Here is a 23,370-nt window from a genome sequence, read left to right on the forward strand (position 1 = left end):
GAAGCCGTTCTCCGGGCCGGCCTGCGGCGGCCCGGAGAACGGCTTCAGGGCCGAGACCGCAACGTCCAGGGTCTCGTGATGCGATCCGCCGATGGCGACGCCGACCCAGTTCAGCACGGTACGGGTGCCCTCGCGGCGGACGGCCTCGGGTAGGTCCGCGTAGCGTGCGCCGACGATGTAGCGGGCGAGGATCCGGGTGACCTCCGGCGGCACCGCCTTCGGTTCCGCCCTGGCCTCGCCCTTCGGCTCGGGCGCTGCCTGCGCCGGCTGGATGGCGCTGCCGGTTCCCACCAGGGCGAGACTCGCCGAGCCGAGCAGGGCACGGCGGTCGATCGTCGGCACGGGCATGGATCTCTCCCTCTGGCTTCTTGCGGCCGGCGCCCGCGTGGACGCGACCGTGCCGGGCGCGCCGGGGCCGAAGCCTCGGCAGGGACCGGAACAGAGGAATAACCCGGCCGCCACGGCAGGGCTCCCGCTTTGTGCGCACAGCCCAGGGCTTTTGCGCATGCGTTACAAGTCAGAAACAAGAAATCCGGTGGGAGACAGAAGTCTCGAGGCGCCCCGCAAGCGCAGGTTTTACTTTCGGTGCGTCCTCCCGTCGGCGCGCGATCGGAGACATACGATCCGGCGTGCGCTCCGGTGAGCCGGCCGGCGGCGTGTTTGCTGGCTGGCCCCGGTCAGGGCTTGGATGCGGCCTCCGTCGCGGTGAGGTCGATATCGACGCCGACCTCCAGGGCGACCCACTGGCCCGAGGCTCAGGGCCCCTGTCCGACGCCGAACTGCGTGCGCACGAGGTCGAGGTGGCCCACCGCCCGGGCCGTCGACCCTTCGCGGGTCAGGCGGAAGGGCAGGACCGCGTCGCGGCGGATGCCGCGGATCGTCAGGCTGCCGACCGCCTCGTAGGCATCGTTGCCCTTGGCGACGAACCGCGTCGCCTCGAAGCGGGCCTGCGGCGTCGCCTTGGTGTCGAACCACTCGGCCTGGGGTAGCGAGCCGTCGCGCTGGGCGTCGCCGGTCTCGGCGCTCGCCAGATCGATGTCGACCACGGCGCGCCCGGCTTCCGGCGCGGCGGGGTCGAAGTCGATCTGCGCGGAAAAGCGCTTGAAGCGGCCCTGGAAGGGCGCGCCGACCTGGACCCCCGAGAAGCCGATCCGGCTTCGGGCGGGATCGACGGTCCAGGCGGCGGCCTCGGCGCAGGCGGGTACGGCCAGGAGGGCGACGGCGAGGGCGAAGCGGACGGCGATCATGGGCGAGATCCGGACTTGAACGGGGCGCGGGGCAGCATCCGCCGGAGGGTGTCGTCGCGCAGCACGAGGTGGTGTCGCAGGGCCGCGCCGACATGCAGCAGCAGGAGGCCGATGAGGAACCAGGCGCCCCAGGCATGGACCTGCTTCAGCACCGCCTCGACGGCGGCCTTGTTCGCCAGGTCCGGCAGCACCGGCAGGTGCGGCCAGGGCAGGATGCCGTAGAGCAACGTCGGCAGGTTGAAGGGGGAGACCGAGACCACGGCCCAGCCGACCAGCGGCAGGCCGAGGAGCAGCCCGTAGAGCCCGGCATGGGCCGCGTGCGCGCCGGCCCGCTCACCGACCGGCAGGCTCGCGGGGAGCGGCGGCGGCCGGTGGGCCAGCCGCCAGCCGAGGCGCAGCAGCGTCAGGGCCAGCACCGTGACGCCGACCGACTTGTGCCACTGGTAGAGCTGGAACCGGCGCATCGGCGCCAGGTCCCCGTGCGTCATGGCCAGACCGATCGCGATCAGCCCCAGCACCGCCAGCGCGCTGAGCCAGTGCAGCGCGATGGCGACGCGGGTGTAGCGCGGCGGGGGCGCGACGTGGACGGTCCCGATCATGACGCTCTCCCTTCGGCGCGGTGGACGGCGAGCCTTACTCCTGCCGCTCGAAGGCGCCCGCGATGGTGAGGTGCAGGTCGTCGCCGATCAGCGGCACGTAGGTCTTCACGCCGAACTCGGAGCGCTTGAGCGTGCCGGTGGCCTCGAAGCCCACGGTGACCTTCTTGTTGAGCGGGTTCACGCCGGCGCCCACGAGGGTGACGGTGAGCGTCACGGGCTTCGTCACGCCGTGCAGGGTCAGGTCGCCGGTGACCTTCGCCTTGTCCTTGCCCTCGGGGGCCACCTTCGTGGAGACGAAGGTCATCTCGGGGAACTTGGCCGCGTCGAGCCACTGCTCGCCCTTGAGCTCGCCGGTGAGCTTGGCGCTGGTCGTCATCACAGAGGCCACCGGGATTTTGATGGACAGTTTCGCGGCGGCGGGGGTCTTGGGCTGCAGTTCCAGGGTGCCCGAGACGTCCGAGAAGCCGCCGGAATAATTCGAGAAGCCCATGTGCGAGACGGTGAAGCCGACCTGGGTGTGGCCGGGATCGACCGCGTAGGTGCCGGCCTGGATCTGGGCCGGGTCGCGGGTCGGCGGGGTCTGGGCGAGGGCCGGCGCGGCGAGCGCGAGGGTTGCGGCGATCAGCGAGGAAGAGAGACGGATCACGGGTTTCACTCCGGGGATGCGGGCGCCAAGGATGGTGGCATCTGGGCGCCGGGTCGATGAAGCGCGAATAGGCCGCTTCCCGGTGGTGCGATAGCGCGCTAATCGGGGACACATGGTTGCGCATCTGGAAACCTTCGCCGGAAACCTCGACGATGTCCGGGCCTTCTGCGCGGTGGTCGACCTCGGCAGCATGACCCAGGCCGGGGCCTTCCTGCGCGAGACCAAGGGCAGCGTCAGCCGGCGCGTCGCCCGCCTCGAGACGGTGCTGAAGGTGACCCTGCTCGCCCGCACCCCGCGGGCGGTCTCGCCCACCGCCGAGGGTTTGGCCTTCCACGCCCGGGCCCTGGAGAGCCTCGCCCTCCTCGACGAGGCGCTGCAGACGGCGCGGGGCGCCCGCACCCAGCCGCGCGGGCACCTGCGGGTGACGGCCTCGATCGATTTCGGGGTCGAGGTGCTGCCGGACCTCGTGGCGAGCTTCCGGGCGCGGCACCCGCAGATCACCCTCGAGCTACTCATCACCGACAGCCGCCTCGATCTCGCCGCCAACCGGGTCGACCTCGCCCTGCGCCTCGGCGGCGACCACCCCGACAGCGGCTACACCGCGCCGGTCCTCGCCGACCTGACGATCGGCCTCTACGCGGCCCCGGCCTACCTGGCGCAGCGCCCGGGCCCGACCGAGATCGCCGAATTGGCGGCGCACGACGTGGTGCTGGCCCGCGAGCGCCTCGGCGCCACGCAGATCCTCGTCTCGGACGTCGCGGGGCGGGAGGCCGGGATCACCCTGCGCCCCGCCGTGCGCGCCACAGACTTCGCCACGGTCTTGCGCCTGACCCTGGCCGGGGCCGGGATCGGCCACATCCCGAGCCTCGTCGCCGCCAAGTCCCTGGACCGGGGCGACCTCGTGCGCGTCCTGCCCGACTGGGCGAGCCGGGGCGGGACGCTGCGCGCCGTCACCCTCGCGGGCCGCGAGCTTCCCGCGCGGGTCCGCCTGTTCCGCGAACACGTCCGGATGGAACTGGCCCGGCGGACCCCGGGCAGCCCGACGGCCGGCGTGGATCGTCCCACGCCCGTACCGGCATCGGTGGCGACCTCTCGCGAGAGTTCAGGCACAGTGTGATCCCGGGGGGCGGCGCGCCCCGCGCGGCGGCGGTCCGGCGACGAGCGATCCGGCAGGGTGTCGGCATGGTGCGAGACGAAGAAGAGGGTCAGGACTGGCGCTCGGTCAGCACCCGCGCCCTGAACCCGGAGGAACTGGCGGAGGCTCGCCAGCGCGCGCACGAGCCCGGCCGCGGCCGGCGCGCGACCGACCCCGTCGACATCCCCAAGGCCGGCTGGCGGGACATCCTGTGGCGAGTGTTCTGGGCGATGCCGCAGGACCGGGTGCTGACCACCGCGGGGGGCGTCGCGTTCTTCGCCCTGCTGGCGGTGTTCCCCGGCCTCGTCGCGGTGGTCTCGATCTACGGGCTGTTCTCGGACCCCCACGTGATCAGCCAGCATGTCAGCCTGCTGGCGGACATCCTGCCGCCGGGCGCCCTCCAGCTGTTCTCCGACCAGTTGGTGCGGATCGCGCAGCGCAGCACCGGCTCCCTCAGCACCACCTCGGGCCTCAGCCTGCTGATCGCCCTATGGAGCGCCAATTCCGGGGTGAGCGCGCTCTTCGACGCCCTCAACGTGATCTACAAGGAGCGCGAGAAGCGCACCCTGGTCCGCTTCTACGCCACCACCTTCCTGTTCACGATCACCAGCGTGGTGTTCTTCCTCGCCTCCACCAGCGCGGTGGTGCTGCTGCCGACGATCCTCGACCGGCTCGGCTTCATGGGCGCCACCGACACCGTCCTGCAGATCGTGCGCTGGCCGGCCCTGCTTGGCGTCGTCACCCTCAGCCTGTCGCTGATCTACCGCTACGGCCCGAGCCGGAACCGGGCGAAGTGGCGCTGGGTGACCTGGGGGAGCAGCCTCGCGGCGCTGTTCTGGGTCGGCGCTTCGGGGGTCTTCTCCTGGTACGTGGCGAGCTTCGACAGCTACAACCGCATCTACGGGTCGCTCGGAGCCGGCATCGGATTCATGACCTGGATGTGGCTGTCCATCGTGATCGTGCTGGTGGGCGCCGAGATCAACTCGGAGATGGAACGCCAGACCGCCTGCGACAGCACCGAGGGGCGGCCGAAGCCCCTGGGCGTGCGCAAGGCTTTCGCCGCCGACAGCGTGGGCGCGAGCCAGGACGATGAGGACGCGGGGAGCCGGGCCCGGACCTGAGGCGCGGGCCCATCCTCTCAGGGCGGGGGCAGCGCGGGATCGCGGGGCGCGGGCCGGCGAGCTGGCGCGGTACCGGCACGGGGATGGGCCGCGTCGAAGGCCTCCATCAGGCGGGCCGCGTCGATGCGGGTGTAGAGCTGCGTCGTCGAGAGCGAGGCGTGGCCCAGCAGTTCCTGGATCGCCCGCAACTCGCCCTGGCGGGCGAGCAGGTGCGTGGCGAAGGAGTGGCGCAGGGCGTGCGGCGTCGCGCTCGGGGGCAGGCCCAGCGCGCCCCGCATCGCCGCCACCGCGTATTGGATGATCCGGGGCGAGAGCGCACCGCCCTTGGCCCCGAGGAAGAGGGGACCGTCCGGCACCAGCGCGTAGGGGCAGGCTTCGCGATAGGCCGTCACGGCCGCGCCCACCACGGGCAGCACCGGCACCATCCGGGTCTTAGCCCCCTTGCCCAGGACCGTGAGGGTATCGATCCCGCGCCCGGGCGCATCCTTGGCCCGGAGCCCGAGGGCCTCCGAGATGCGCAGGCCCGAGCCGTACAGGAGGGCCAGCACCGCAGCGTCGCGGGCGAGGATCCAGGGTTCGCGGTCCTCGCCGGCCCGCAACTCGGGGCCGGTCATGGCGCGGGCGGCGGGAATCGGGATCGGGCGGGGCAGGCGCCGCTCCACCTTGGGCGAGCGCACGGCGCCGAGCGCCGCCACGGTGCCGTGTCCCTCGCGCTCGATGTGTCGGGCGAAGGAGCGCAGGCCCGCGAGCGCCCGCATCAGCGAGCGCCCGCCGACCCCCTCGGCCCGGCGCGCAGCCATGAAGGCGCGCACGTCCCGGGGCTTGAGGGCGACGAGGCTCGGCAAGTCGGGCGTGCCCATCCGGGCGGCGCGGTGGGCCAGGAACTGGCGCAGGTCGCGGGCATAGGCCTCGACCGTGTTGGCCGAGAGGCGCCGCTCCCGCGCGAGTTCGTCCTGCCAGGCGAGGGCCGCCTGCCTGAGACCCGCATTGCCCGGGAAGGCGAGGGAGGGCGCCGCCGGAACGGGTACGGCGGCGGACGGGTCGGTGCTCGGCGCGGGAGAAGCGGTCATCCCCCCATCAAGCCCGGGAGGCGTTGACGCTCCGTTGCGGAGGTCCGCCTACTTCAGGCGGGCGGCCGCCCAGGCGATGTGGTCGGCCATGAAGGTCGAGATGAAGTAGTACGAGTGGTCGTAGCCCTCGCGCATGTTGAGGGTCAGCGGAATGCCCGCTGCCTTGCAGGCCTCCTCCAGGAGCCAGGGACGCAGGCCGTCGTCGAGGAAGCTGTCGGCGGTGCCCTGATCGACCAGGAATTCCGAGAAGCGCTTGCCGTCCGCGATGAGCGCGGTGGCGTCGTGAGCGCGCCACGCGGCCGCGTCGGGGCCGAGGTACTTCTCGAAGGCCGGCTTCGACCAGCCGGCGGTGGAGGGCTGGGCGATCGGCGCGAAGGCCGAGCAGGACTTGAAGCGCTCGGGGTAGGTCAGCGCGATGGTGAGCGCGCCGTGGCCGCCCATCGAGTGGCCGAAGATGCCCTGGCGGGTCATGTCGGCGGGGAATTCCTTGGCGACGAGGGCGGGCAGCTCCTCCGTCACGTAGCTCCACATCCGGTAGTTCGCGGCGTAGGGCGCCTGGGTGGCATCGAGGTAGAACCCGGCGCCGGAGCCGAACTGCCAGTTGCCCTCCTCGTCGGGGATGCCGGGGCCGCGCGGGCTGGTGTCGGGCGCCACGATGATGACGCCGTGCTCGGCCGCCGCCTTGCGGTACTCACCCTTGTCCATGACGTTGGCGTGCGTGCAGGTCAGACCCGACAGGTACCACAGCACCGGGACCTTTCCGGCCTCTGCCTGCGGCGGCACGAACACCGCGAAGGTCATCGGGCAGCCCGTGGTCTGGGCATCGTGCTTGTAGACGCCCTGCGTGCCGCCATGGGCGCGGGCCTTCGAGATGGTTTCCATGAAGCTGCTCTCCTGATTGGGGCGAGGCACTCTCCTCCCCCTTGCGGGGAGGAGTTGGAGGTGGGGGTGGTCGGGTGACCCTCAAGCTGCGGAGGCTGGCGGAACCACCCCCACCCTCAATCCCTCCCCACGAGGGGGGAGGGAGGCAGCGTCGGCCAAGACCTGGCTCAGTAAACCACCACCGACCGGATCGACTTGCCCTCGTGCATGAGGTCGAAACCGTGGTTGATCTCCTCGAGCGGCATGGTGTGGGTGATCAGATCGTCGATGTTGATCTTGCCCTCCATGTACCAGTCGACGATCTTGGGCACGTCGGTGCGGCCCCGCGCGCCGCCGAAGGCCGAGCCCTTCCAGACGCGGCCGGTGACGAGCTGGAACGGACGGGTCGCGATTTCCTTGCCCGCCTCGGCCACGCCGATGACGATCGACTCGCCCCAGCCGCGGTGACAGCATTCCAGGGCCTGACGCATCACGTTGACGTTGCCGGTGCAGTCGAACGAGAAGTCCGCGCCGCCGCCCGTGACGTCGAGGATCGCCGCGACCACGTGATCGTTGCCGACCTCCTTCGGGTTGATGAAGTGGGTCATCCCGAACTTGCGCGCCATCTCCTGCTTATCGGGATTGATGTCGACGCCGATGATCTTGTCGGCGCCCACCATGCGGGCGGCCTGGAGCACGTTGAGGCCGATGCCGCCGAGGCCGAACACCACGACGTTGGCGCCGGGCCAGACCTTGGCGGTGTAGATCACCGCGCCGATGCCGGTGGTGACGCCGCAGCCGATGTAGCAGATCTTGTCGAAGGGCGCGTCTTCCCGGATCTTGGCGAGCGCGATCGCCGGCAAGACCGTGAAGTTCGAGAAGGTCGAGCAGCCCATGTAGTGGAACAGGGTGTTGGACCCGCCCGGGCTGCCGCCCGTGGAGACGCAGGAGAAGCGCGAGGTGCCGTCCGGCATCACGCCCTGGCCCTGTGTGGCGCGGATGGCGGTGCAGAGGTTCGTGCGCTGCGACAGGCAGGACTTACAGTTGCGGCATTCCGGCGTGTAGAGCGGAATGACGTGATCGCCGGGCTTCAGGGCGGTGACCCCGGCGCCGACCTCGCGGACGATGCCCGCGCCCTCGTGGCCGAGGATCGCCGGGAACTTGCCCTCGGAATCGAGGCCCGACAGGGTATAGGCGTCGGTGTGGCAGATGCCGGTGGCCATCAACTCGACCAGGACCTCGCCGGCCTTGGGTCCCTCGATGTCAATGGTCTCGATCGTGAGAGGCTTCTTGGCCTCCCACGCGACCGCGGCGCGCGTCTTCATAGTGTTGTCCTTCAGGCTGTGATGATCACGGACGGCGGCGATGGATGCCGGCGCTTCGCCTCGCTGCACCCGGAGGGTGGCAAGCCGAACGGCCCGAAAATCTGGGTGGTGTTTGATGCCTCCGGCGTCCAGATGCAACAGCCGTGCTTCGTCGTTTGCGCCAGGGATGCGAATTTGGAATGACGGTCGCCGGCACGCGACGGAGGTGGAGGAACGATGCAGGACTGGGAAACGGGACGGGATGCGCTGACCGCGCCGGCGGTCGCCCGGAACCGCGACGCGATCCTCGCCGCCCTGCGTGAAACCTTGCCCGCGCATGGCACGGTCCTCGAGGTTGCGAGCGGGTCGGGCGAGCACGCGGTCCATTTCGCCGCCGCCCTGCCGGGGCTGACCTGGCAGCCGAGCGATCCGGAACTGGCCTATCGCCGCAGCATCGCCGCCCATGCGCGGGCCGCCGGGCTCGCGAATGTCCGCCCGCCGCTCGACCTCGACGCGGCTTCCGAATCCTGGCCGATCGCGCGGGCGGAGGCGGTCCTGTGCATCAACATGATCCACATCGCGCCCTGGCCGGCGACCCTCGGCCTGATGGCGGGGGCGGCCCGTCTCCTGCCGGAGGACGGCCCGCTCTTCGTCTACGGGGCCTTTCGCGAGGACGGGCAACACACCGCGCCGAGCAACGCGGCCTTCGACGCGGACCTGCGCGCGCGCGATCCGCGCTGGGGCGTGCGGGATCTCGAGGCCGTCACGGCCCTGGCCGCCGACCGGGGCCTGCGGCTGGAGCGGCGCTTCGCCCTGCCGGCGAACAACCTCGGCCTCGTCTTCCGGCGATTCTAAAGACCCGCGCGATCAGTCCCGAACCCCGGCCAGGAAGCGGCCGATCCGCGCCTCGGCCCTGCGGGATTCGGGCAGCCCGAGCAGCGGGTAGACATGCATCAGGCCCGGCTCCTCGTGATAGGCGAGCGGGCACGCCTCCGCCCGCGCGAGGGCGGCGAGGCGCCGGGCATCGGCCACCAGGATGTCGTGGGAGCCGCAGAACAATTCGATCGGCGGCAGGCCCCGCAGGCTGCCGAAGAGGGGGCTGACCCGTGGGTCGGTCGTCGCCCGGTCGCCCGCGTACCAGTGCCCGAGTGCCTGTACGCCGGGGCGCATCAGCATCACGTCGGAGGGCTCGATCCGGGCCTGGGACGGGTCGTTCGTGGTCACGTCGAGCCAGGGCGAGATCAGGACCAGTCCCCCGGGACCGGGTAGCCCTGCGTCGCGCACCTGCATCGCCAGGGACAGGGCGAGCCCGCCCCCGGCGGAATCGCCCATGAGCGCGACGGGGGGCTCGCCATCCACTTCCAGGTGGTCCCGGTAGACGGCCATGACCAGGGCGCAGATGTCGGCGCAGCTGTGCTCCGGCGTCAGCGGGTAGAGCGGCACCGTGAAGCGCAAGCCCGTCTGCGCCACCATCCGGGCGATGAAGCGCCAGTGGATGCGGGTGATCGGACTCGTATAGGCGCCCCCGTGCAGGTAGATCACTCCGCCCGTCCCGCCCCCCGCGCGCGGTGCCATGCTGTAGACCTCGAACCCGTCGCGCAGGTCCCAGCGCACCGCGAAGCGCCGGCGCTGCGCCCGCGTCGGCCGGGCCGGGCGGGCGCGCGTCGCGACGGCCGCCTCGGGATCGGGGTCGTCGCGGGCGAGGTTGCGCCGGCGCCCGGTGAGGCGGATCGCCAGGGCGGCGAGGCGCGCCGTCAGGCTCGTCAAAGCCGGCCCGCGATGTGGTCGCCCACCCGCAGGGCGTTGGCGATGATCGTCAGCGTCGGGTTCACCGCCCCGATCGAGGGGAAGAAGCTCGCGTCGGTGACGTAGAGGTTGTCGATGCCGTGGGCGCGGCAATCGAGGTCGAGCACCGAGGTGGCCGGATCCGTGCCGAAGCGCAGCGTCCCGGCCTGGTGCGCCGTGCCGCCGATGGGCGTGTCCTTGCCGAGGTAGAGCGAGCGGTCGAACAGGTGCGGGTGCACGTCGAGCTTGCCGCAGAGGTCGCGCAGCTTCGCCTTGAGGTGGGTATGCCCCTCCATGTTGCTCTCGGTGAGGTCGAGGCGGACCCGGCCGCTCTCGTAGAAGATCCGGTTCTCGGGGCGCGGCAGATCTTCCGAGGTCAGCCAGAAATCGAGGGAATGCTTGGCGATCCAGTCGAAGGGCTTTTCGGGAAACCATTGCAGGAAGCCCGGCAGGCCCTCGCCGTGGATCTGGGTCCCGTCGGACTTGCCGACCATCTGGATGTGGCCCAGCGGAAAGTCCCAGTCGTCCGAGCCGAAGTAGAAGTCGTTCAGCCCGAGGGTCTTCTGGAACTTCGTCGGGTTCGGGGTGCGCGAGACCGCCAGCACGGTGGCGTTGTTGTGGCGCATGTAGTTGCGCCCGACCTGCCCCGAGGCGTTGGCGAGCCCCTGTGGGTGGGTGTCGTTGGCAGAGCGCAGCATCAGCAGCGCCGAGGAGAGGGCGCCGCAGGCCACCACGACGATGTCGCCCGTCACCGTGCGGCGCTGGCCCTCGCGCACGAGCTCGACCCCGGTGATCTCGCGCCCGCTCGGGCTGGTGAGCAGGCGCTCCACGTAGGCGCCGGTCCAGAGGGTGAGGTTCGGGTATTGGGCGAGCGCGGGGTCGACGCAGATGATCTGCGCATCGGCCTTGCCGTTGGTCAGGCAGGGATAGCCGTCGAAGGCGTCGCAGCGGATGCAGGCCGAGTGCGGCAGGGCCTTCCCGTCTCGCTCGTCGAGCAGCACGCCCACCGGCAGGTGGAAGGGCCGGTGGCCCTCCCGCTTCAGCCCGTCGAAGAGTTCCTGGATGCGCGGCTCGTGGGAGACCGGCGGGTAGGCGTAGGGCTTGGACGCGGGCGGCTCGGTGGGGTCTTCCCCGCGCAGGCCGTGCACGTGGAAGAGCTCCTCCGCCGCCTGGTAGTAGGGCTCGAAGGTGTCGTACTTCACCGGCCATTCGGGCGCGTCGCCATCGGGGTGGCGGACCACGTCGAAGTCGCGTGTCCGCAGGCGCAGCAGCACCGAGCCGTAGACCTTGCTGTTGCCGCCCACGTAGTAGTGCAGGCCCGGATGGAATGTGCGTCCGTCAGCGCCGTACCAGGTCTCGGGCGCCTGGTAGCGCGCATCCACGAACACCGCCTGGCTGTCCCAGTTCTCGCGCTCGCGCGGCAGGTAGCCGCCGCGCTCCAGGAGCAGCACGCGCTTGCCGGTCTGGGCGAGGCGCCAGGCCATGGTGCCGCCCCCCGGCCCCGAGCCCACGATGACCACGTCGTAATGCTCGTCGCTCATGGTTGTCCTCGGTGGTCCTTCGGGAACCTGCGCCTCGGGTCGGTGGAGGCGCGGATGCCAGCGCCGTGCCGGCGGTCGCGGCGTCTCGCGCCGACGTGAGATGCCCGACGCTTCGAACGCATGAACCGGCGCGCGGGTGCCGCGTTCAACCGGCGAAGGCATCACGTTCGCTTGGGGGCGCCCCGGCTCATCCGGGGGGTGCCCGCCGCTCGTCTTAAGGTCTGGACCGCGCCTTGATCGTACTCAGTCTCGTCGTCGCCTTCGCGGTCCGTCTCCTCCTGGTGCTGCTGTTCCTGCCCTTCAGTGCGCTCGACAAGATCCTGAACTTCCGGGGCGCGGTGGGGCAGGCGCGCGAGCGGGTCGCCAGCACCGGACTCGCCCGCGCCCTCATCCTCGCCGGGCTCTTCGTCGAGGTGGTGATGTCGGCCGGCATCCTCACGGGTATCGCCGACCGGGCCGCCGCCTTCGTGCTGGCGGGCTATTGCGGGCTCACAGCGCTGTTGTGGAAGCAGTTCTGGCGCCCGGGCGACTTCTGGGCCGGCGGCGACAGCAAGGGGCGGGGCCTGTTCTGGGACTTCCTGAAGAACTTCGCCCTAGCCGGCGGGTTTCTGCTCATCACCTTCGGCACCGGGGCCGACACCGTGCGGCTCTTTCTCGCCGACCCGCTCGCGTCCTCTCAGCCCTACCGCATCGCCCCTTTTCCCGAGCCCCTCAGGACAAGCCCATGAGTGATTCCACGCGCGACGCGAGCCGCCCCGAGAAGCCCAGCGTGCCCTACTGGCACCTCTGGACCGACGCGGAGGGCGTCAGCCACCAGACCCGCTGCGCGCTCACCGATTTCGACATGAAGTCGATGCAGCCGCCGGCCGATCCGCAATGGCAGGGCACCAAGACCCATGACGGCGCCACCGTGATGGTGACGGTGCAGCCGGTGGGCTGGACCGGCGCCTGGCACGAGAACCCGAAGCCCCAATGGATCATCCCCCTCTCGGGCCGCTGGTTCGTCGAGTCGATGGACGGCACCCGGGTCGAGATGGGCCCCGGCGAGATCTCCTTCGGGGAGGACCAGAACACGCGCGAGCGGGACGGGCGCCAAGGGCACCTCTCGGGCACGGTGGGCGACGAACCGGCCGTGCTGATGGTGGTGCAGTTCGATGCGCCCCCGACCCTCGCCACCCCCTGCCGGTTCCGGTAGCGGCATGGCGTCCGCGCGCGAAAATCCGGGCTTCGAGATCGTCGATCCGCGCTTTGCCGGGTACCTGCTCGGCAATGCCGAACTCGAGGAGATCGCCACGGGCTTCCGCTGGATCGAGGGGCCGGTCTGGTTCGGGGATGCCGACTGCCTCCTGTTCCAGGACCTGCCCCGCGACCGAACCATGCGCTGGAGCGAAGCGGAAGGGCTGTCGGTCTACCGGGCGCCCTCGCACTTCGCCAACGGCCAGACCCGCGACCGCCAGGGTCGGCTGATCGCCTGCTCGCACCGGAACCGCTGCCTCACCCGCACCGAGTACGACGGTGCCGTCACCACCCTCGTCACCCACCATGCCGGGCGCCGCCTCAACGCGCCCAACGACGTGGTGGTGGCCTCGGATGGCGGGATCTGGTTCACCGATCCGGTCTACGGCATTGCCAACGACTACGAGGGCGGACGCCAGACCTCCGAGCAGCCGCCGGCGCTCTACCGCCTGGACCCGGATTCGGGCGAGGTCCGCCCCATGGCCACCGATTTCGACGGCCCGAACGGGCTCGCCTTCTCGCCCGACGAGCGAAGACTCTACGTCTCCGAGACCGGCGACCAGAGCCGGCCGAACCCGCGCCAGTTCATCCGCGTCTTCGATGTCGGGCCGGATTTCGCGCTCTCCGGCGGCGGGATCTTCCACACCGTGGAGCCCGGCTACTGCGACGGGATGCGGGTCGACGAGGACGGCAACGTCTGGAGCAGCGCCGCCGACGGGGTCCACTGCATCGACCCGGCCGGCAACCTGATGGGCAAGATCTTCGTGCCCCACCGGGTCTCGAACCTCGCCTTCGGCGGCCGGATGAAGAACCGCCTGTTCATCGGCGGCTCGCACACCCTCTATGCGGTCTTCCTCAACCGGCGCGGGGCGCAGTCCCCGTGAGCGCCGAACCGCTCCGCCTGAGCCGCATCCGCCTCGTCAGCGCCGATCCCGAGGCTCTGGCCGGGTTCTTCACCACGGCCCTCGGGTTCGCGCGCGCGCCGACGATCCGGCCCGTGCCCGGCGAGACCGTGGTGCCCCTGCGTCTCGGCGCGCAGGCCGTCGATCTCGTCGGGTTCGACCAGCCGGGCCGGCCCTATCCCGAGGACGTGCCGGGCTGGAGCCCGCTGTTCCAGCACATCGCCCTCGTGGTCTCGGACATGGGGGCCGCCCATGCCCGCCTCGCCGCGTGCCCGGGCTGGCGTCCGATCTCCACGGCCGGGCCGGAGCGCCTGCCCGCGGCCTCGGGCGGGGTGAGCGCCTTCAAGTTCCGCGACCCCGAGGGGCACCCCCTGGAATTCCTGAGCTTTCCCCCCGGCGGCACGCCGGAAGCCTGGCGCCGGACGGGCTCGGACCCCTGCCTCGGCATCGACCATTCGGCGATCTCGGTGGCGGACGAGGCCGCGAGTCTGGCCTTCTACGAGGGCCTCGGCTTCTCGGTGGCGTCGCGCTCCATCAACACGGGGCCCGAGCAGGCCCGTCTCGACGGCGTGCCCGACCCGCGCGTAGCCGTGACGGGCCTGCGCCCGCCCGGTGCCCCGACGCCCCACCTCGAACTCCTCTGCTATGCCGGCGCGTTCCCGCGTGCCGGCCTCGCCTGCGGCGACCACGACGTCGCCGCCACCGTCCTGGTCTTCTCCGGCGCGGAGGGCGCGCCCCGCGCGGTCCGGGACCCGGACGGCCATCGCCTCCGGCTCGCCTGAGGACCGGCGCGGCGACGGCGCTCCCGGAGGGTGCCGAGCGGACGCGTCAGGATACCGCCGCCGACTTCAGATGGAGATAGGCCGGGTCGAACTCGGCGCGCTTCGTCAATTGCACCCAGTCGTGGATCACGAGGCGCTGCCCCTGGAGGGTGAGCAGGCCCTGGCCCCGCAACTCCTGCAGGACGCGGTTGACGTGCACGTTCGAGACGCCGATCGCGTCGGCGATGTCGCTCTGCGTCAGGGGCATCTCGCAGGCATGGTTCTCGGCGAGCCCCATGGCGTGGAGCTTGAGGTAGAGCTCGCAGAACAGGTGGGTGATCCGGCCCAGCGTCGAGCGGCGGCCGATATTGGTCATCCATTCGCGGAAGATGGCCGCATCGACCAGCGTGTCGCGCCAGAGAGCCGCGGTGAGGCCGGGGAAATTGCGGGTCAGGTCGAGCAGGGCGTCGTGCGGGATGAAGGCGACGGTGCAGGGGGTGAGCGAACTGAGATTGTGGTCCATCACCGGCAGGTGGAGGCTCTGCAGGTCGGGGATGTCGCCCGGGATGTGCATCGACAGGATCTGGCGCTTGCCCTCGTCCAGGAGCTTGTAGCGGAAGGCCCAGCCATCGAGGAGCAGGCAGCACTGCGAGGGATGATCGCCGTAGCGCACGATGTCCTGGCGGGCGGGCATCTGCCGCCGCGTGATGGGGAGCCGCTCGAGGGCCTGACGCTCCGCATCGGACACGGTGATGATGGTTTCCAGTTTCCGGATGAGCAGGCCGAGATCGGCGCCGGCTGCGAAGCTCATGGTATCGTTGCCCTTCCCGCGCCTCGGCGCCGCGTCTGATCCGTGCCCGTCCGGTTGCCTCCTGGTATCACAACGGGTTCGGTTTGGCGGCGGGCAGATTGTCTTGTTCACCTCTCGAAACGCGCTCGTCCTCCGGTCGATACGATCTCGCTGCCAAGACCGGGGTGGGCGCTGGTGGGCGTGCGGATCCAGAACCGCAACAGGGCAGCGGATCGATCCCGAGCGTTTGAAGGCGGATTGCGCGGGCTGCGCCGCGTCATCCCGGTCGGGCGCGCCCTGCGCGATGCCTCTGTCCCCGCGCGATGGCGACGGTCGTCGGGGATTCCGCAAATTCGGATGTTTCGCGTCGTAACGTCCGCGTCGTGCGAGCCTTCGACGCGTGACAGCGAAGCATTCGTCACGCCCCGTCGCGTCACGCCGCAGTAGACGACGGGCCGCTCCGCACCGTACAAGAATTCTAAATACCAGGCCTGCGTACGCGCCTCCCGATCCTGCGCGACGCGCGACCGTCGAACCACGGTAGGGAACGCATGATCCGTCTGAACCTGAACGGCACCGTCCGCGAGGTCGAGGCCGAGCCCGATACGCCGCTCCTCTGGGTCATCCGTGAACAGGCGGGCCTCACCGGCACGAAGTACGGGTGCGGCATCGCCCAGTGCGGCGCCTGCACGGTGCATATCGACGGCACGGCGGTGCGCTCCTGCTCGATGCCGGTCTCCAGCGTGACGGCGGATCAGAAGATCGTCACGATCGAGGGCCTGTCGAAGGACCGCTCGCACCCGGTGCAGAAGGCCTGGGCCGAACTCGACGTGCCCCAATGCGGCTTCTGCCAGTCCGGGATGATCATGGCCTCGGCGGCGCTCCTGGCCCAGAACCCGCACCCGAGCGAGGCGGAGATCCGCTCCGAGATCACCAACATCTGCCGCTGCGGCACCTACAATCGCGTGCTGGCGGGCATCAAGCTCGCCGCCGACGGCGGCCAGGCCGGTTGAGGAGAGAGCCATGAACGCTCCCATGAAGAACCTCTCCCGCCGCGCCTTCGTGGCCGGCACCGCCGCCGCCGGCCTCAGCCTCGGCTTCCACGTGCCCTTCCCCGGGGCCGCCGCGCAAGGGGGCGCCCCCGCGCTCACGCCCGAGGTCAACGCCTGGGTGGTGATCAAGCCCGACGAGACCGTGGTGATCCGCATCGCCCGCTCCGAGATGGGCCAGGGCACACTCACGGGCCTCGCCCAGCTCGTCGCCGAGGAACTCGGCTGCGACTGGTCGAAGGTGGTCACCGAGTACCCGACGCCGGGCCAGAACGTGGCCCGCGGCCGGGTCTGGGGCGATTTCGGCACCGGCGGCAGCCGCGGGATCCGGGAATCCCAAGATTACGTCCGCAAGGGCGGGGCGGCCGCCCGCATCATGCTGGTCGAGGCCGCCGCCAAGGGCTGGGGCGTCGCTCCCTCCGAGTGCCGGGTCGAGAAGGGCGTGATCAGCCACGCCGGCTCCAGCCGCACCACCACCTTCGGGGCGGTGGCGATGGAGGCGGCCAAGGTCACGCCGCCCAAGGACATCGTCCTCAAGGATCCGAAGGACTGGACCATCGCGGGCAAGCCCGTGAAGCGCCTCGACACCGTCGAGAAGACGGACGGCAGCCAGATCTACGGCATCGACCTCACCATGCCGGGCCTGCTCAACGCGGCCATCCGGGACTGCCCGGTCTTCGGCGGCACCGTGAAGAGTTTCGACGCCAAGGCTGTCATGGGCATGCCCGGCGTGAAGAAGGTCGTCGCGGTGGGCGATTCCGGCGTGGCGGTGATCGCCGACACGTTCTGGCGCGCCAAGACCGCGGTGGAGGCCCTGCCCATCATCTGGGACGAGGGCCCGAACGCCGGAGTCTCGAGCGAGACCATCGCGGCGACCCTGCGCGAGGGCCTGGACGCGCAGGAAGCCTATGTGGGCAACAAGGGCGGCGACGCCGCCGCCGCCCTGAAGGGCGCGGCCCGGGTGGTGGAGGCCACCTACGGGGTGCCGTTCCAGAACCACGCCACCATGGAGCCGATGAACGCCACGGTGCGCTGGACGCCCGAGCGCTGCGAGGCCTGGGCACCGACCCAGAACGGCGAGGCGGCGCTGGCCGCCGTCGCCGAGGCCGCCGGCCTCTCGGCGAACCAGTGCGACGTCTACAAGCTCCTCCTCGGCGGCGGCTTCGGCCGGCGCGGCGCCACCCACGACTGGCTGCGCCAGGCCGTCCTCATCGCGAAGGAAATGCCCGGGACCCCGATCAAGCTGATCTGGACCCGCGAGGAGGATATGACCCACGGGCGCTACCACCCGATCACCCAGTGCCGGATGCGCGCCGGGCTGGACGAGGCCGGCAACCTCACCGGGCTGCACATGCGCATCTCCGGCCAGTCGATCCTGGTCTCGGTGGCGCCGAACCGGATGGTGGACGGCAAGGACCCGGTGGTGTTCCAGGGCCTCAACCCCGGCGGCGCGGAGGCCGCGATCGGCTACGCCATCCCGAACATCCTCGTCGATCACGCCATGCGCAACCCGCACATTCCGCCGGGGTTCTGGCGCGGCGTGAACATGAACCCGAACGCCATCTACCTCGAGTGCTTCATGGACGAGCTCGCCCATGCGGCCGGACAGGACCCGCTCGCGTTCCGCCTGAAGCTGATGGACAAGCACCCCAAGCACCGGGCGGTGCTGCAGGCGGTGGCCGACAAGGCCGGATGGGGCACGAAGCCCGCGGACGGCGTCCACCGGGGGCTGGCCCAGATGATGGGCTTCGGCTCCTACGTGGCGGCGGTGGCGGAGGTCGCCGTCTCCGATGACGGGGCGGTCAAGGTCCACCGCATCGTCGCGGCCACCGATCCGGGCCACGCCCTCAATCCGCAGCAGATCGACGCCCAGATCGCCGGCTCCTTCGTCTATGGCCTGTCGGCGGCGCTCTACCAGGAATGCACGGTCAAGGACGGCCGCATCGAGCAGACGAACTTCGACACCTACCCGGTGATGCGTCTGGCCGAGATGCCGGTGGTCGAGACCATCGTGATGCCGTCGGGCGGGTTCTGGGGCGGGGTCGGCGAGCCCACCATCGCGGTGGCGGCCCCCGCCGTGCTGAACGCCATCTACGCCGCCACCGGCAAGCGCGTGCGCCAGATGCCGGTGAAGAACACGGACCTGCGCCGCGCGTGAGGCGCTGGGGCATGGTCGCGGCCTGGCTGCTCGCCGGGCCGGTGGGGATGGCGCTTGCGGCGGAGCGCCCGCCGCCGGGGGCTTCCTCCTGCGCCGGGTGCCACGCCGAGGGGGCCGCCATGGGGGCGATCGACGGTCGCCCGGAGACGGAGATCGTGGAGGCCCTGGCTGCCTACCGGTCGGGGGAGCGGCCCGCGAGCGTGATGAGCCGCATCGCCAAGGGCTTTTCGGACGAGGAATCCCGGGCGATCGCCGCCTACCTGTCGCGGCGGGGACAGCCATGACGACGACGCGCCGCGCGCTTCTCGCCACCGGGGCGGCTCTTGCCCTCGCGCGGCCCGCCCTCGCGCAGGCCGCCGCCAAGGTCGTGGTGATCGGCGGCGGCTTCGGGGGCGCCACCGCCGCGCGTGCGCTCCACCGGGGCGGCCTCGACGTGACTCTGGTCGAGGTGAACCCGACCTACGTCTCCTGCCCGTTCAGCAACGAGGTCATCGCCGGCCTGCAGCCCATGGCGGCCCAGCGCTTCGGCTACGAGGGCCTCGCCCGCGCCGGCATCCGGGTGGTGCACGCCGCCGCCACTGGGATCGACGCGCCCGCCCGCCGGGTCACGCTCGCGGATGGCGCCACGCTCGCCTATGACCGTCTCGTGCTCTCGCCCGGGATCGACCTGCGCTTCGACGCCATTCCGGGCTACGACGCGGCCGCCGCCGAGCGCATGCCCCATGCCTGGAAGGCGGGCGAGCAGACGCTGTTGCTGGCCCGGCAACTCGCGGCGATGCCGGAGGGCGGCACCGTGGTGTTGTCGGTGCCGGGCAATCCCTATCGCTGTCCGCCCGGCCCCTACGAGCGGGCGAGCCTGATCGCCCACGTGCTCAAGACCACCAAGCCCCGCGCCAAGCTGATCCTCCTCGACGCCAAGGACACCTTCTCGAAGCAGCGCCTGTTCCAGTCGGCCTGGAAAACGCTCTACCCGACCCAGCTCGAATACGTGCCCCTGGCCGAAGGCGGTCAGGTCAGCGCCGTCGATCCGGACGCCATGATCGTCCGCACCGACTTCTCGGAATACAAGGCGGATGTCGCCTGCATCATCCCGCCCCAGCGCGCGGGCCGGATCGCGGCGATCGCCGGGGTGGCCGACCGCAGCGGCTGGTGCCCGATCGACCCCGTCACCTTCGAATCCCGGCTTGTGCCCGGCATCCACGTCATCGGGGACGCGGCCATCGCCGGGGCCATGCCAAAATCCGCCTTCTCGGCCAATGCCCAGGCCAAGGTCTGCGCCGACGCTGTCATCGACCTCCTGGCCGGGCGCGCCCCCGCGCCCCCGAAGCTGATCAACACCTGCTACAGCCTGGTGGCGCCCGGCTACGGGATCTCGATCGCGGGCGTCTATCACCCGGCCGGCGGCGTCCTCGCGGATGTCGAGGGCGCCGGCGGGATCAGCCCGGTCGATGCGCCGATGAGCCTGCGCGAGCAGGAGGCGCTCTATGCCGCCGACTGGTACCGCACCATCACCCGCCAGGTCTTCGGGTGAGGCGCAAGCTTCGCTGGCTCTGGATCGGCTGCGCGCTCCTGGCCGCGCGGGTTGAGGCCGGGGAGGAGGCCGAGCCGGGCGCGGAGCGCCTGCGACCCGTCGCCATCGTCGATGGGGCGATTCCCGCGAGCCTGACCGGCGTGCCGGGCGATCCCGTGCGGGGCCGGGCCCTGGTCGTCGATCGCACGAAGGGGCTCTGCCTGCTCTGCCATGCCGGGCCGTTCCCCGAGGAGCGCTTCACCGGCAATCTCGGCCCTGCCCTCGACGGAATCGGCGACCGGCTCGCACCGAGCGCGCTGCGCCTGCGCCTCGTCGACGGCCGGGTCTTGAACCCGGACACCATCATGCCCTCCTATTACAGCCTCGCGGGCACCACGCGGGTGGGCGCGGCCTGGCGCGGCCGGCCGGTGCTGGAGCCCCAGGAGATCGAGGACATCGTCGCCTTCCTCGCCAGCTTGCGCGACACACCTTCGGAGAGGCCGGCCCCGTGAGCCCGCAGACCCATCAGCGCCCGAGCCGACGCGGCCTCCTCGCCCTCGGACCCGGCCTCGCCGCGACCGTCGCCCTGCGGCCGGTGGCGGCCGGGGCCGCGATCCGCACGGAGAGCACGGCCGAGGCCATCCGGCGTTTCGCCGGTACGGCCGAGATCCAGCCGGGGCGCATCCGCCTCGACCTGCCGCCCCTGGTCGAGAACGGCAACGCGGTCACGATCACCGTGACGGTGGACAGCCCGATGACCCCGGAGGACCACGTCCGCCGCATCGCGGTGTTCAACGACAAGAACCCGCAGCCGAACGTGATCACGGTGTCGCTGGGGCCGGCGAGCGGCCGCGCCGCGGTGACGACCCGCATCCGGCTGGCCGACACGCAGCGCATCACCGCCATCGCCGAGACCAGCGACGGGCGCTACTGGTCGACCACGGCCGACGCCATCGTCACCCTTGCCGCCTGCCTGGAGGGCTGAGCCGCCATGGCCCGCACCCTGATCAACGTTCCAAAATCCGCCGGGGCCGGCGAGATCGTCACGATCAAGACCCTGATCTCGCACCCGATGGAGACCGGCTTCCGGCCCGGCGCCGACGGGCGCATCCGCCCGCGCGACATCATCACGGAGTTCACCTGCCTCTACGATGGCGAGACGGTGTTCCGCGCCGAGCTGTTTCCGGCGACCGCCGCCAACCCCTACCTGACCTTCACCCTGCGGGCGACGCGGACAGGCCCGCTTACCTTCACCTGGCGCGGCGACAACGGTTTCACGCAGACCGAGACCGCCACCCTGACGGTGACGTGAGCCGGTCCGCGCTTCTCGTTCTCGCGGCCCTGACGGTCGCGGATTGCGCGGCGGGGCCGGCGCGGGCGGGTGAAATCCCGCCGGCCGAGCGGCGCTCGGGCTTCGACACCATGAGCCCGGACATCCAGGCCATGCAGCGCGACGGGATGTCGAATCCGGGCCTGCTCTGGCTCGAGGACGGCGCCGAGCTCTGGGCAAAGGCGCCGGCGCCGGACCGGCCCGCCTGCGCCGGCTGCCACGGCGAGGCCGGCACCGCGATGCGGGGCGTCGCCACCCGCTATCCGGCCTGGGACGCCGAGAGCGCGGCCCCGATCGACCTCCAGGGCCGGGTCAACGCCTGCCGGAGGCGTCACCAGGGCGCGGAGCCCTACCCGTACGAGAGCCGCGAACTCCTCGGGCTCACCGCCTACGTCGCCGCCCAGTCCGCCGGCCTGCCGATCACGGTGCCGGACGATGCCCGCCTCGGCCCCGCCCGGGCGGCCGGGCGGGCGCTGTTCACGCAGCGCATGGGGCAGCTCGGCCTGTCCTGCGCCGCCTGCCACGACGATCATCCGGGGCGCCGCCTCGGCGCCGCCGCGATCCCGCAGGGCCATCCCACCGGCTACCCGCTCTATCGCCTGGAATGGCAGGGGGTGGGCTCGGTGCAGCGGCGCCTGCGCAATTGCATGACGGGGATGCGGGCCGAGCCGTTCGGGTACGGCGCACCGGAATTCGTCGCCCTGGAGCGCTACCTGATAGACCGTGCGGCGCCCCTTCCCATCGAGACGCCAGCCGTCCGGCCCTGAAGCCCGGCGCGGCCTTGCGCGGGGCGCGGCCCGGCCATGCGGCCCGGTTTGTGCAGTGCGGCCAAGCCTGGCGCCCGACCTTGCTACAAGTATCGGGATTCGTGCTCCCCCGGCGGACCGACGGAAGGATTCTCGCGTGCACGTGCTGGTTCTCGGCAGCGGCGTCGTCGGCGTCACGACGGCCTACTACCTCGCCAGGAGCGGCCATCAGGTCACCGTGCTCGACCGTCAGCCGGCCGCCGGGATGGAGACGAGCTTTGCCAATGCGGGCCAGGTCTCGCCCGGCTACTCGGCCCCCTGGGCGGCACCCGGCATCCCCATCAAGGCGATGAAGTGGCTGCTGATGCGTCATCGCCCCCTGGTGCTGCTGCCGCAATTCGAGCCGCGCTTCTACGGCTGGCTCGCCCACATGCTCGCCAATTGCACGCACGAGGCCTACCGGCGGAACAAGGGCCGCATGGTCCGTCTCGCCGAGTACAGCCGCGACGTCCTGGGCGCCCTGCGCGCCGAGACCGGGATCGCCTACGATCACCGCGAGAAGGGCACCCTGCAGCTCTTCCGCACGCGCAAACAGCTCGATCAGGTCGGCACCGACACCGCGATCCTCGACGCCTACGGGGTCGCCTACGCGGTGCTCGACCCCGCCGGCTGCATCGCCGCCGAGCCCGCCCTGGCCCGGGTCCGCGACCGCATCGCCGGAGGCCTGCGCTTGCCCGGCGACGAGACCGGCGACGCCCACATGTTCACGCAAAGCCTCGCGGGCCTGTGCGAAGGCCTCGGCGTCACGTTCCGGTACGGCGTCTCGGTGGCGAGCCTGCGCCACGAACACGGACGCGTCGCCGGGGTCGTCACGGAGGGCGGGGAAGTCGTCGGTGCGGATGCCTACGTCGCCGCGCTGGGCAGCTACACGCCGGCCCTGTTGCGCCCGCTCGGCCTGCGGCTGCCGGTCTATCCGGTGAAGGGCTACTCGCTGACGCTGCCGATCGACGATCCCGAGGCGGCCCCGGTCTCGACGGTGATGGACGAGACCTTCAAGGTCGGCATCACACGCCTGGGAGACCGCATCCGGGCCGGAGGCACCGCCGAGCTCGCCGGCTTCAGCCAAGTGCTGCGCGGACCGCGCCGCGCGGCGCTCGAACGCTCCGTCGGGGATCTCTTCCCCGGGGGCGGCGATCTCAGGAAGGCCCGCTTCTGGACGGGGTTGCGCCCGATGACGCCGGACGGCACGCCCATCGTCGGAGCGACCCCCTATCCGAATCTCTATACCAACACCGGTCACGGCACCCTCGGCTGGACCATGGCGTGTGGTTCGGGGCGGATGCTCGCGGATCTCATCTCCGGGCATCCGCCTGCCATCGCCCCGGCGGATTTCGCGATGGCACGGTATGCGTGACTTATATCTTCCAGTGGCGACGCCGGGGTGTCGCCGAGCCTCCCGAGTCGGAATCGGACCGGCGCGAACCCGGGACAGGTCCCTGGCGATCGACACGCGAGACGATGCCTTCCGTGCCGGCGCACGTCGTCGAAAGGCAAGCGACGAAGGCTCGCGGAAGTGGTT

General features: G+C 71.2%; 27 protein-coding genes. 17 read left to right on the forward strand and 10 right to left on the reverse strand.

The window, feature by feature from the left end:
• The 4 genes from MFF30_RS05645 to MFF30_RS05660 all read right to left on the reverse strand — a co-directional run.
• On the reverse strand, positions 1–348 hold a 348-nt coding region (locus tag MFF30_RS05645), incomplete at its 3' end, for an MmgE/PrpD family protein (protein WP_238277665.1).
• A gap of 407 nt (positions 349–755) precedes the next feature.
• The gene (locus MFF30_RS05650; RefSeq protein WP_238277667.1) at positions 756–1,247 is read right to left on the reverse strand and encodes a YceI family protein; all 492 of its coding nucleotides are present in this window, start codon (positions 1,245–1,247) and stop codon (positions 756–758) included.
• Positions 1,244–1,846 carry a cytochrome b gene (locus MFF30_RS05655; protein WP_238277669.1) on the reverse strand — a complete coding sequence of 201 codons (603 nt, stop codon included), beginning with the start codon at positions 1,844–1,846 and terminating at the stop codon, positions 1,244–1,246. Before MFF30_RS05655 ends, MFF30_RS05650 begins: the two co-directional genes overlap by 4 nt.
• Before the next feature lie 34 nt (positions 1,847–1,880).
• The gene (locus tag MFF30_RS05660) at positions 1,881–2,489 is read right to left on the reverse strand and encodes a YceI family protein (protein WP_373320848.1); all 609 of its coding nucleotides are present in this window, start codon (positions 2,487–2,489) and stop codon (positions 1,881–1,883) included.
• 115 nt (positions 2,490–2,604) lie between these two features.
• On the opposite strand from MFF30_RS05660, the gene MFF30_RS05665 reads away from it, so the two are divergent.
• Both MFF30_RS05665 and MFF30_RS05670 read left to right on the forward strand, forming a co-directional pair.
• Positions 2,605–3,609, forward strand: coding sequence for a LysR family transcriptional regulator (locus MFF30_RS05665; protein ID WP_238277673.1), 1,005 nt, complete (start codon positions 2,605–2,607; stop codon positions 3,607–3,609).
• A 65-nt stretch (positions 3,610–3,674) separates the two neighbouring features.
• On the forward strand, positions 3,675–4,748 hold the full coding sequence (locus MFF30_RS05670) for a YihY/virulence factor BrkB family protein (protein WP_238277675.1): 1,074 nt from the start codon (positions 3,675–3,677) through the stop codon (positions 4,746–4,748).
• A 17-nt stretch (positions 4,749–4,765) separates the two neighbouring features.
• On the opposite strand, the gene MFF30_RS05675 is transcribed toward MFF30_RS05670, so the two are convergent.
• From MFF30_RS05675 to MFF30_RS05685, 3 genes are all read right to left on the reverse strand, one after another.
• Positions 4,766–5,818 carry a tyrosine recombinase XerC gene (locus MFF30_RS05675; protein ID WP_238277677.1) on the reverse strand — a complete coding sequence of 351 codons (1,053 nt, stop codon included), beginning with the start codon at positions 5,816–5,818 and terminating at the stop codon, positions 4,766–4,768.
• Positions 5,819–5,866: 48 nt separating this feature from the next.
• Positions 5,867–6,700, reverse strand: coding sequence for an S-formylglutathione hydrolase (gene fghA / locus MFF30_RS05680; protein ID WP_238277679.1), 834 nt, complete (start codon positions 6,698–6,700; stop codon positions 5,867–5,869).
• A 167-nt stretch (positions 6,701–6,867) separates the two neighbouring features.
• The gene (locus MFF30_RS05685) at positions 6,868–8,004 is read right to left on the reverse strand and encodes an S-(hydroxymethyl)glutathione dehydrogenase/class III alcohol dehydrogenase (protein ID WP_238277681.1); all 1,137 of its coding nucleotides are present in this window, start codon (positions 8,002–8,004) and stop codon (positions 6,868–6,870) included.
• Between the two features lie 21 nt (positions 8,005–8,025).
• On the opposite strand from MFF30_RS05685, the gene MFF30_RS05690 reads away from it, so the two are divergent.
• Together MFF30_RS05690 and MFF30_RS05695 are read left to right on the forward strand one after the other, a co-directional pair.
• Positions 8,026–8,187: a hypothetical protein gene (locus tag MFF30_RS05690; RefSeq protein WP_238277683.1), complete on the forward strand. Its 162-nt coding sequence runs from the start codon at positions 8,026–8,028 to the stop codon at positions 8,185–8,187.
• Positions 8,188–8,220: 33 nt separating this feature from the next.
• Complete coding sequence (locus MFF30_RS05695; protein WP_238277684.1) at positions 8,221–8,838, forward strand: DUF938 domain-containing protein; 618 nt, start codon at positions 8,221–8,223, stop codon at positions 8,836–8,838.
• Positions 8,839–8,850: 12 nt separating this feature from the next.
• Here MFF30_RS05695 and MFF30_RS05700 read toward each other — a convergent pair whose 3' ends face one another.
• Both MFF30_RS05700 and MFF30_RS05705 read right to left on the reverse strand, forming a co-directional pair.
• On the reverse strand, positions 8,851–9,750 hold the full coding sequence (locus MFF30_RS05700; protein ID WP_238277686.1) for an alpha/beta hydrolase fold domain-containing protein: 900 nt from the start codon (positions 9,748–9,750) through the stop codon (positions 8,851–8,853).
• On the reverse strand, positions 9,747–11,309 hold the full coding sequence (locus tag MFF30_RS05705) for a GMC family oxidoreductase (RefSeq protein ID WP_238277688.1): 1,563 nt from the start codon (positions 11,307–11,309) through the stop codon (positions 9,747–9,749). The genes MFF30_RS05700 and MFF30_RS05705 overlap by 4 nt, the downstream gene beginning before the upstream one ends.
• Before the next feature lie 233 nt (positions 11,310–11,542).
• Here MFF30_RS05705 and MFF30_RS05710 point away from each other — a divergent pair, with 233 nt between their 5' ends.
• Genes MFF30_RS05710 through MFF30_RS05725 form a run of 4 tightly spaced genes read left to right on the forward strand, consistent with a single transcriptional unit; the run spans position 11,543 to position 14,229 of the window.
• Positions 11,543–12,037 carry a DoxX family membrane protein gene (locus MFF30_RS05710; protein WP_238277690.1) on the forward strand — a complete coding sequence of 165 codons (495 nt, stop codon included), beginning with the start codon at positions 11,543–11,545 and terminating at the stop codon, positions 12,035–12,037.
• On the forward strand, positions 12,034–12,504 hold the full coding sequence (locus MFF30_RS05715) for a cupin domain-containing protein (RefSeq protein ID WP_238277692.1): 471 nt from the start codon (positions 12,034–12,036) through the stop codon (positions 12,502–12,504). The genes MFF30_RS05710 and MFF30_RS05715 overlap by 4 nt, the downstream gene beginning before the upstream one ends.
• 4 nt (positions 12,505–12,508) lie before the next feature.
• The gene (locus tag MFF30_RS05720; protein ID WP_238277694.1) at positions 12,509–13,429 is read left to right on the forward strand and encodes an SMP-30/gluconolactonase/LRE family protein; all 921 of its coding nucleotides are present in this window, start codon (positions 12,509–12,511) and stop codon (positions 13,427–13,429) included.
• Positions 13,426–14,229, forward strand: a complete 804-nt coding sequence (locus tag MFF30_RS05725) for a VOC family protein (protein ID WP_238277696.1) — start codon at positions 13,426–13,428, stop codon at positions 14,227–14,229. The genes MFF30_RS05720 and MFF30_RS05725 overlap by 4 nt, the downstream gene beginning before the upstream one ends.
• A 46-nt stretch (positions 14,230–14,275) precedes the next feature.
• Here the strand turns inward: MFF30_RS05725 and MFF30_RS05730 are convergent, their stop codons facing one another.
• Positions 14,276–15,019, reverse strand: a complete 744-nt coding sequence (locus tag MFF30_RS05730; RefSeq protein ID WP_238277698.1) for a Crp/Fnr family transcriptional regulator — start codon at positions 15,017–15,019, stop codon at positions 14,276–14,278.
• A 530-nt stretch (positions 15,020–15,549) separates the two neighbouring features.
• Here MFF30_RS05730 and MFF30_RS05735 point away from each other — a divergent pair.
• The 9 genes from MFF30_RS05735 to MFF30_RS05775 all read left to right on the forward strand — a co-directional run bounded on the left by MFF30_RS05735 (position 15,550) and on the right by MFF30_RS05775 (position 23,205).
• Positions 15,550–16,011 carry a (2Fe-2S)-binding protein gene (locus tag MFF30_RS05735; protein WP_238277700.1) on the forward strand — a complete coding sequence of 154 codons (462 nt, stop codon included), beginning with the start codon at positions 15,550–15,552 and terminating at the stop codon, positions 16,009–16,011.
• 10 nt (positions 16,012–16,021) lie between these two features.
• Positions 16,022–18,205 carry a xanthine dehydrogenase family protein molybdopterin-binding subunit gene (locus MFF30_RS05740; RefSeq protein ID WP_238277702.1) on the forward strand — a complete coding sequence of 728 codons (2,184 nt, stop codon included), beginning with the start codon at positions 16,022–16,024 and terminating at the stop codon, positions 18,203–18,205.
• An 11-nt stretch (positions 18,206–18,216) separates the two neighbouring features.
• The gene (locus tag MFF30_RS05745; protein ID WP_373320849.1) at positions 18,217–18,489 is read left to right on the forward strand and encodes a c-type cytochrome; all 273 of its coding nucleotides are present in this window, start codon (positions 18,217–18,219) and stop codon (positions 18,487–18,489) included.
• Positions 18,486–19,736: an NAD(P)/FAD-dependent oxidoreductase gene (locus MFF30_RS05750; RefSeq protein WP_238277706.1), complete on the forward strand. Its 1,251-nt coding sequence runs from the start codon at positions 18,486–18,488 to the stop codon at positions 19,734–19,736. Before MFF30_RS05745 ends, MFF30_RS05750 begins: the two co-directional genes overlap by 4 nt.
• Positions 19,733–20,227, forward strand: coding sequence for a sulfur oxidation c-type cytochrome SoxX (gene soxX / locus MFF30_RS05755; RefSeq protein ID WP_373320847.1), 495 nt, complete (start codon positions 19,733–19,735; stop codon positions 20,225–20,227). The genes MFF30_RS05750 and soxX overlap by 4 nt, the downstream gene beginning before the upstream one ends.
• On the forward strand, positions 20,224–20,700 hold the full coding sequence (locus tag MFF30_RS05760) for a SoxY-related AACIE arm protein (RefSeq protein ID WP_238277709.1): 477 nt from the start codon (positions 20,224–20,226) through the stop codon (positions 20,698–20,700). Before soxX ends, MFF30_RS05760 begins: the two co-directional genes overlap by 4 nt.
• A 6-nt stretch (positions 20,701–20,706) precedes the next feature.
• Positions 20,707–21,027 carry a thiosulfate oxidation carrier complex protein SoxZ gene (gene soxZ / locus MFF30_RS05765; RefSeq protein WP_238277710.1) on the forward strand — a complete coding sequence of 107 codons (321 nt, stop codon included), beginning with the start codon at positions 20,707–20,709 and terminating at the stop codon, positions 21,025–21,027.
• Positions 21,024–21,812, forward strand: a complete 789-nt coding sequence (soxA, locus tag MFF30_RS05770) for a sulfur oxidation c-type cytochrome SoxA (RefSeq protein ID WP_238277712.1) — start codon at positions 21,024–21,026, stop codon at positions 21,810–21,812. Before soxZ ends, soxA begins: the two co-directional genes overlap by 4 nt.
• A 136-nt stretch (positions 21,813–21,948) precedes the next feature.
• On the forward strand, positions 21,949–23,205 hold the full coding sequence (locus MFF30_RS05775) for a D-amino acid dehydrogenase (protein WP_238277714.1): 1,257 nt from the start codon (positions 21,949–21,951) through the stop codon (positions 23,203–23,205).
• Positions 23,206–23,370 lie beyond the last annotated feature (165 nt).

It is taken from the genome of Methylobacterium goesingense (assembly GCF_022179225.1).
Classification (GTDB): Bacteria; Pseudomonadota; Alphaproteobacteria; order Rhizobiales; family Beijerinckiaceae; genus Methylobacterium; species Methylobacterium goesingense.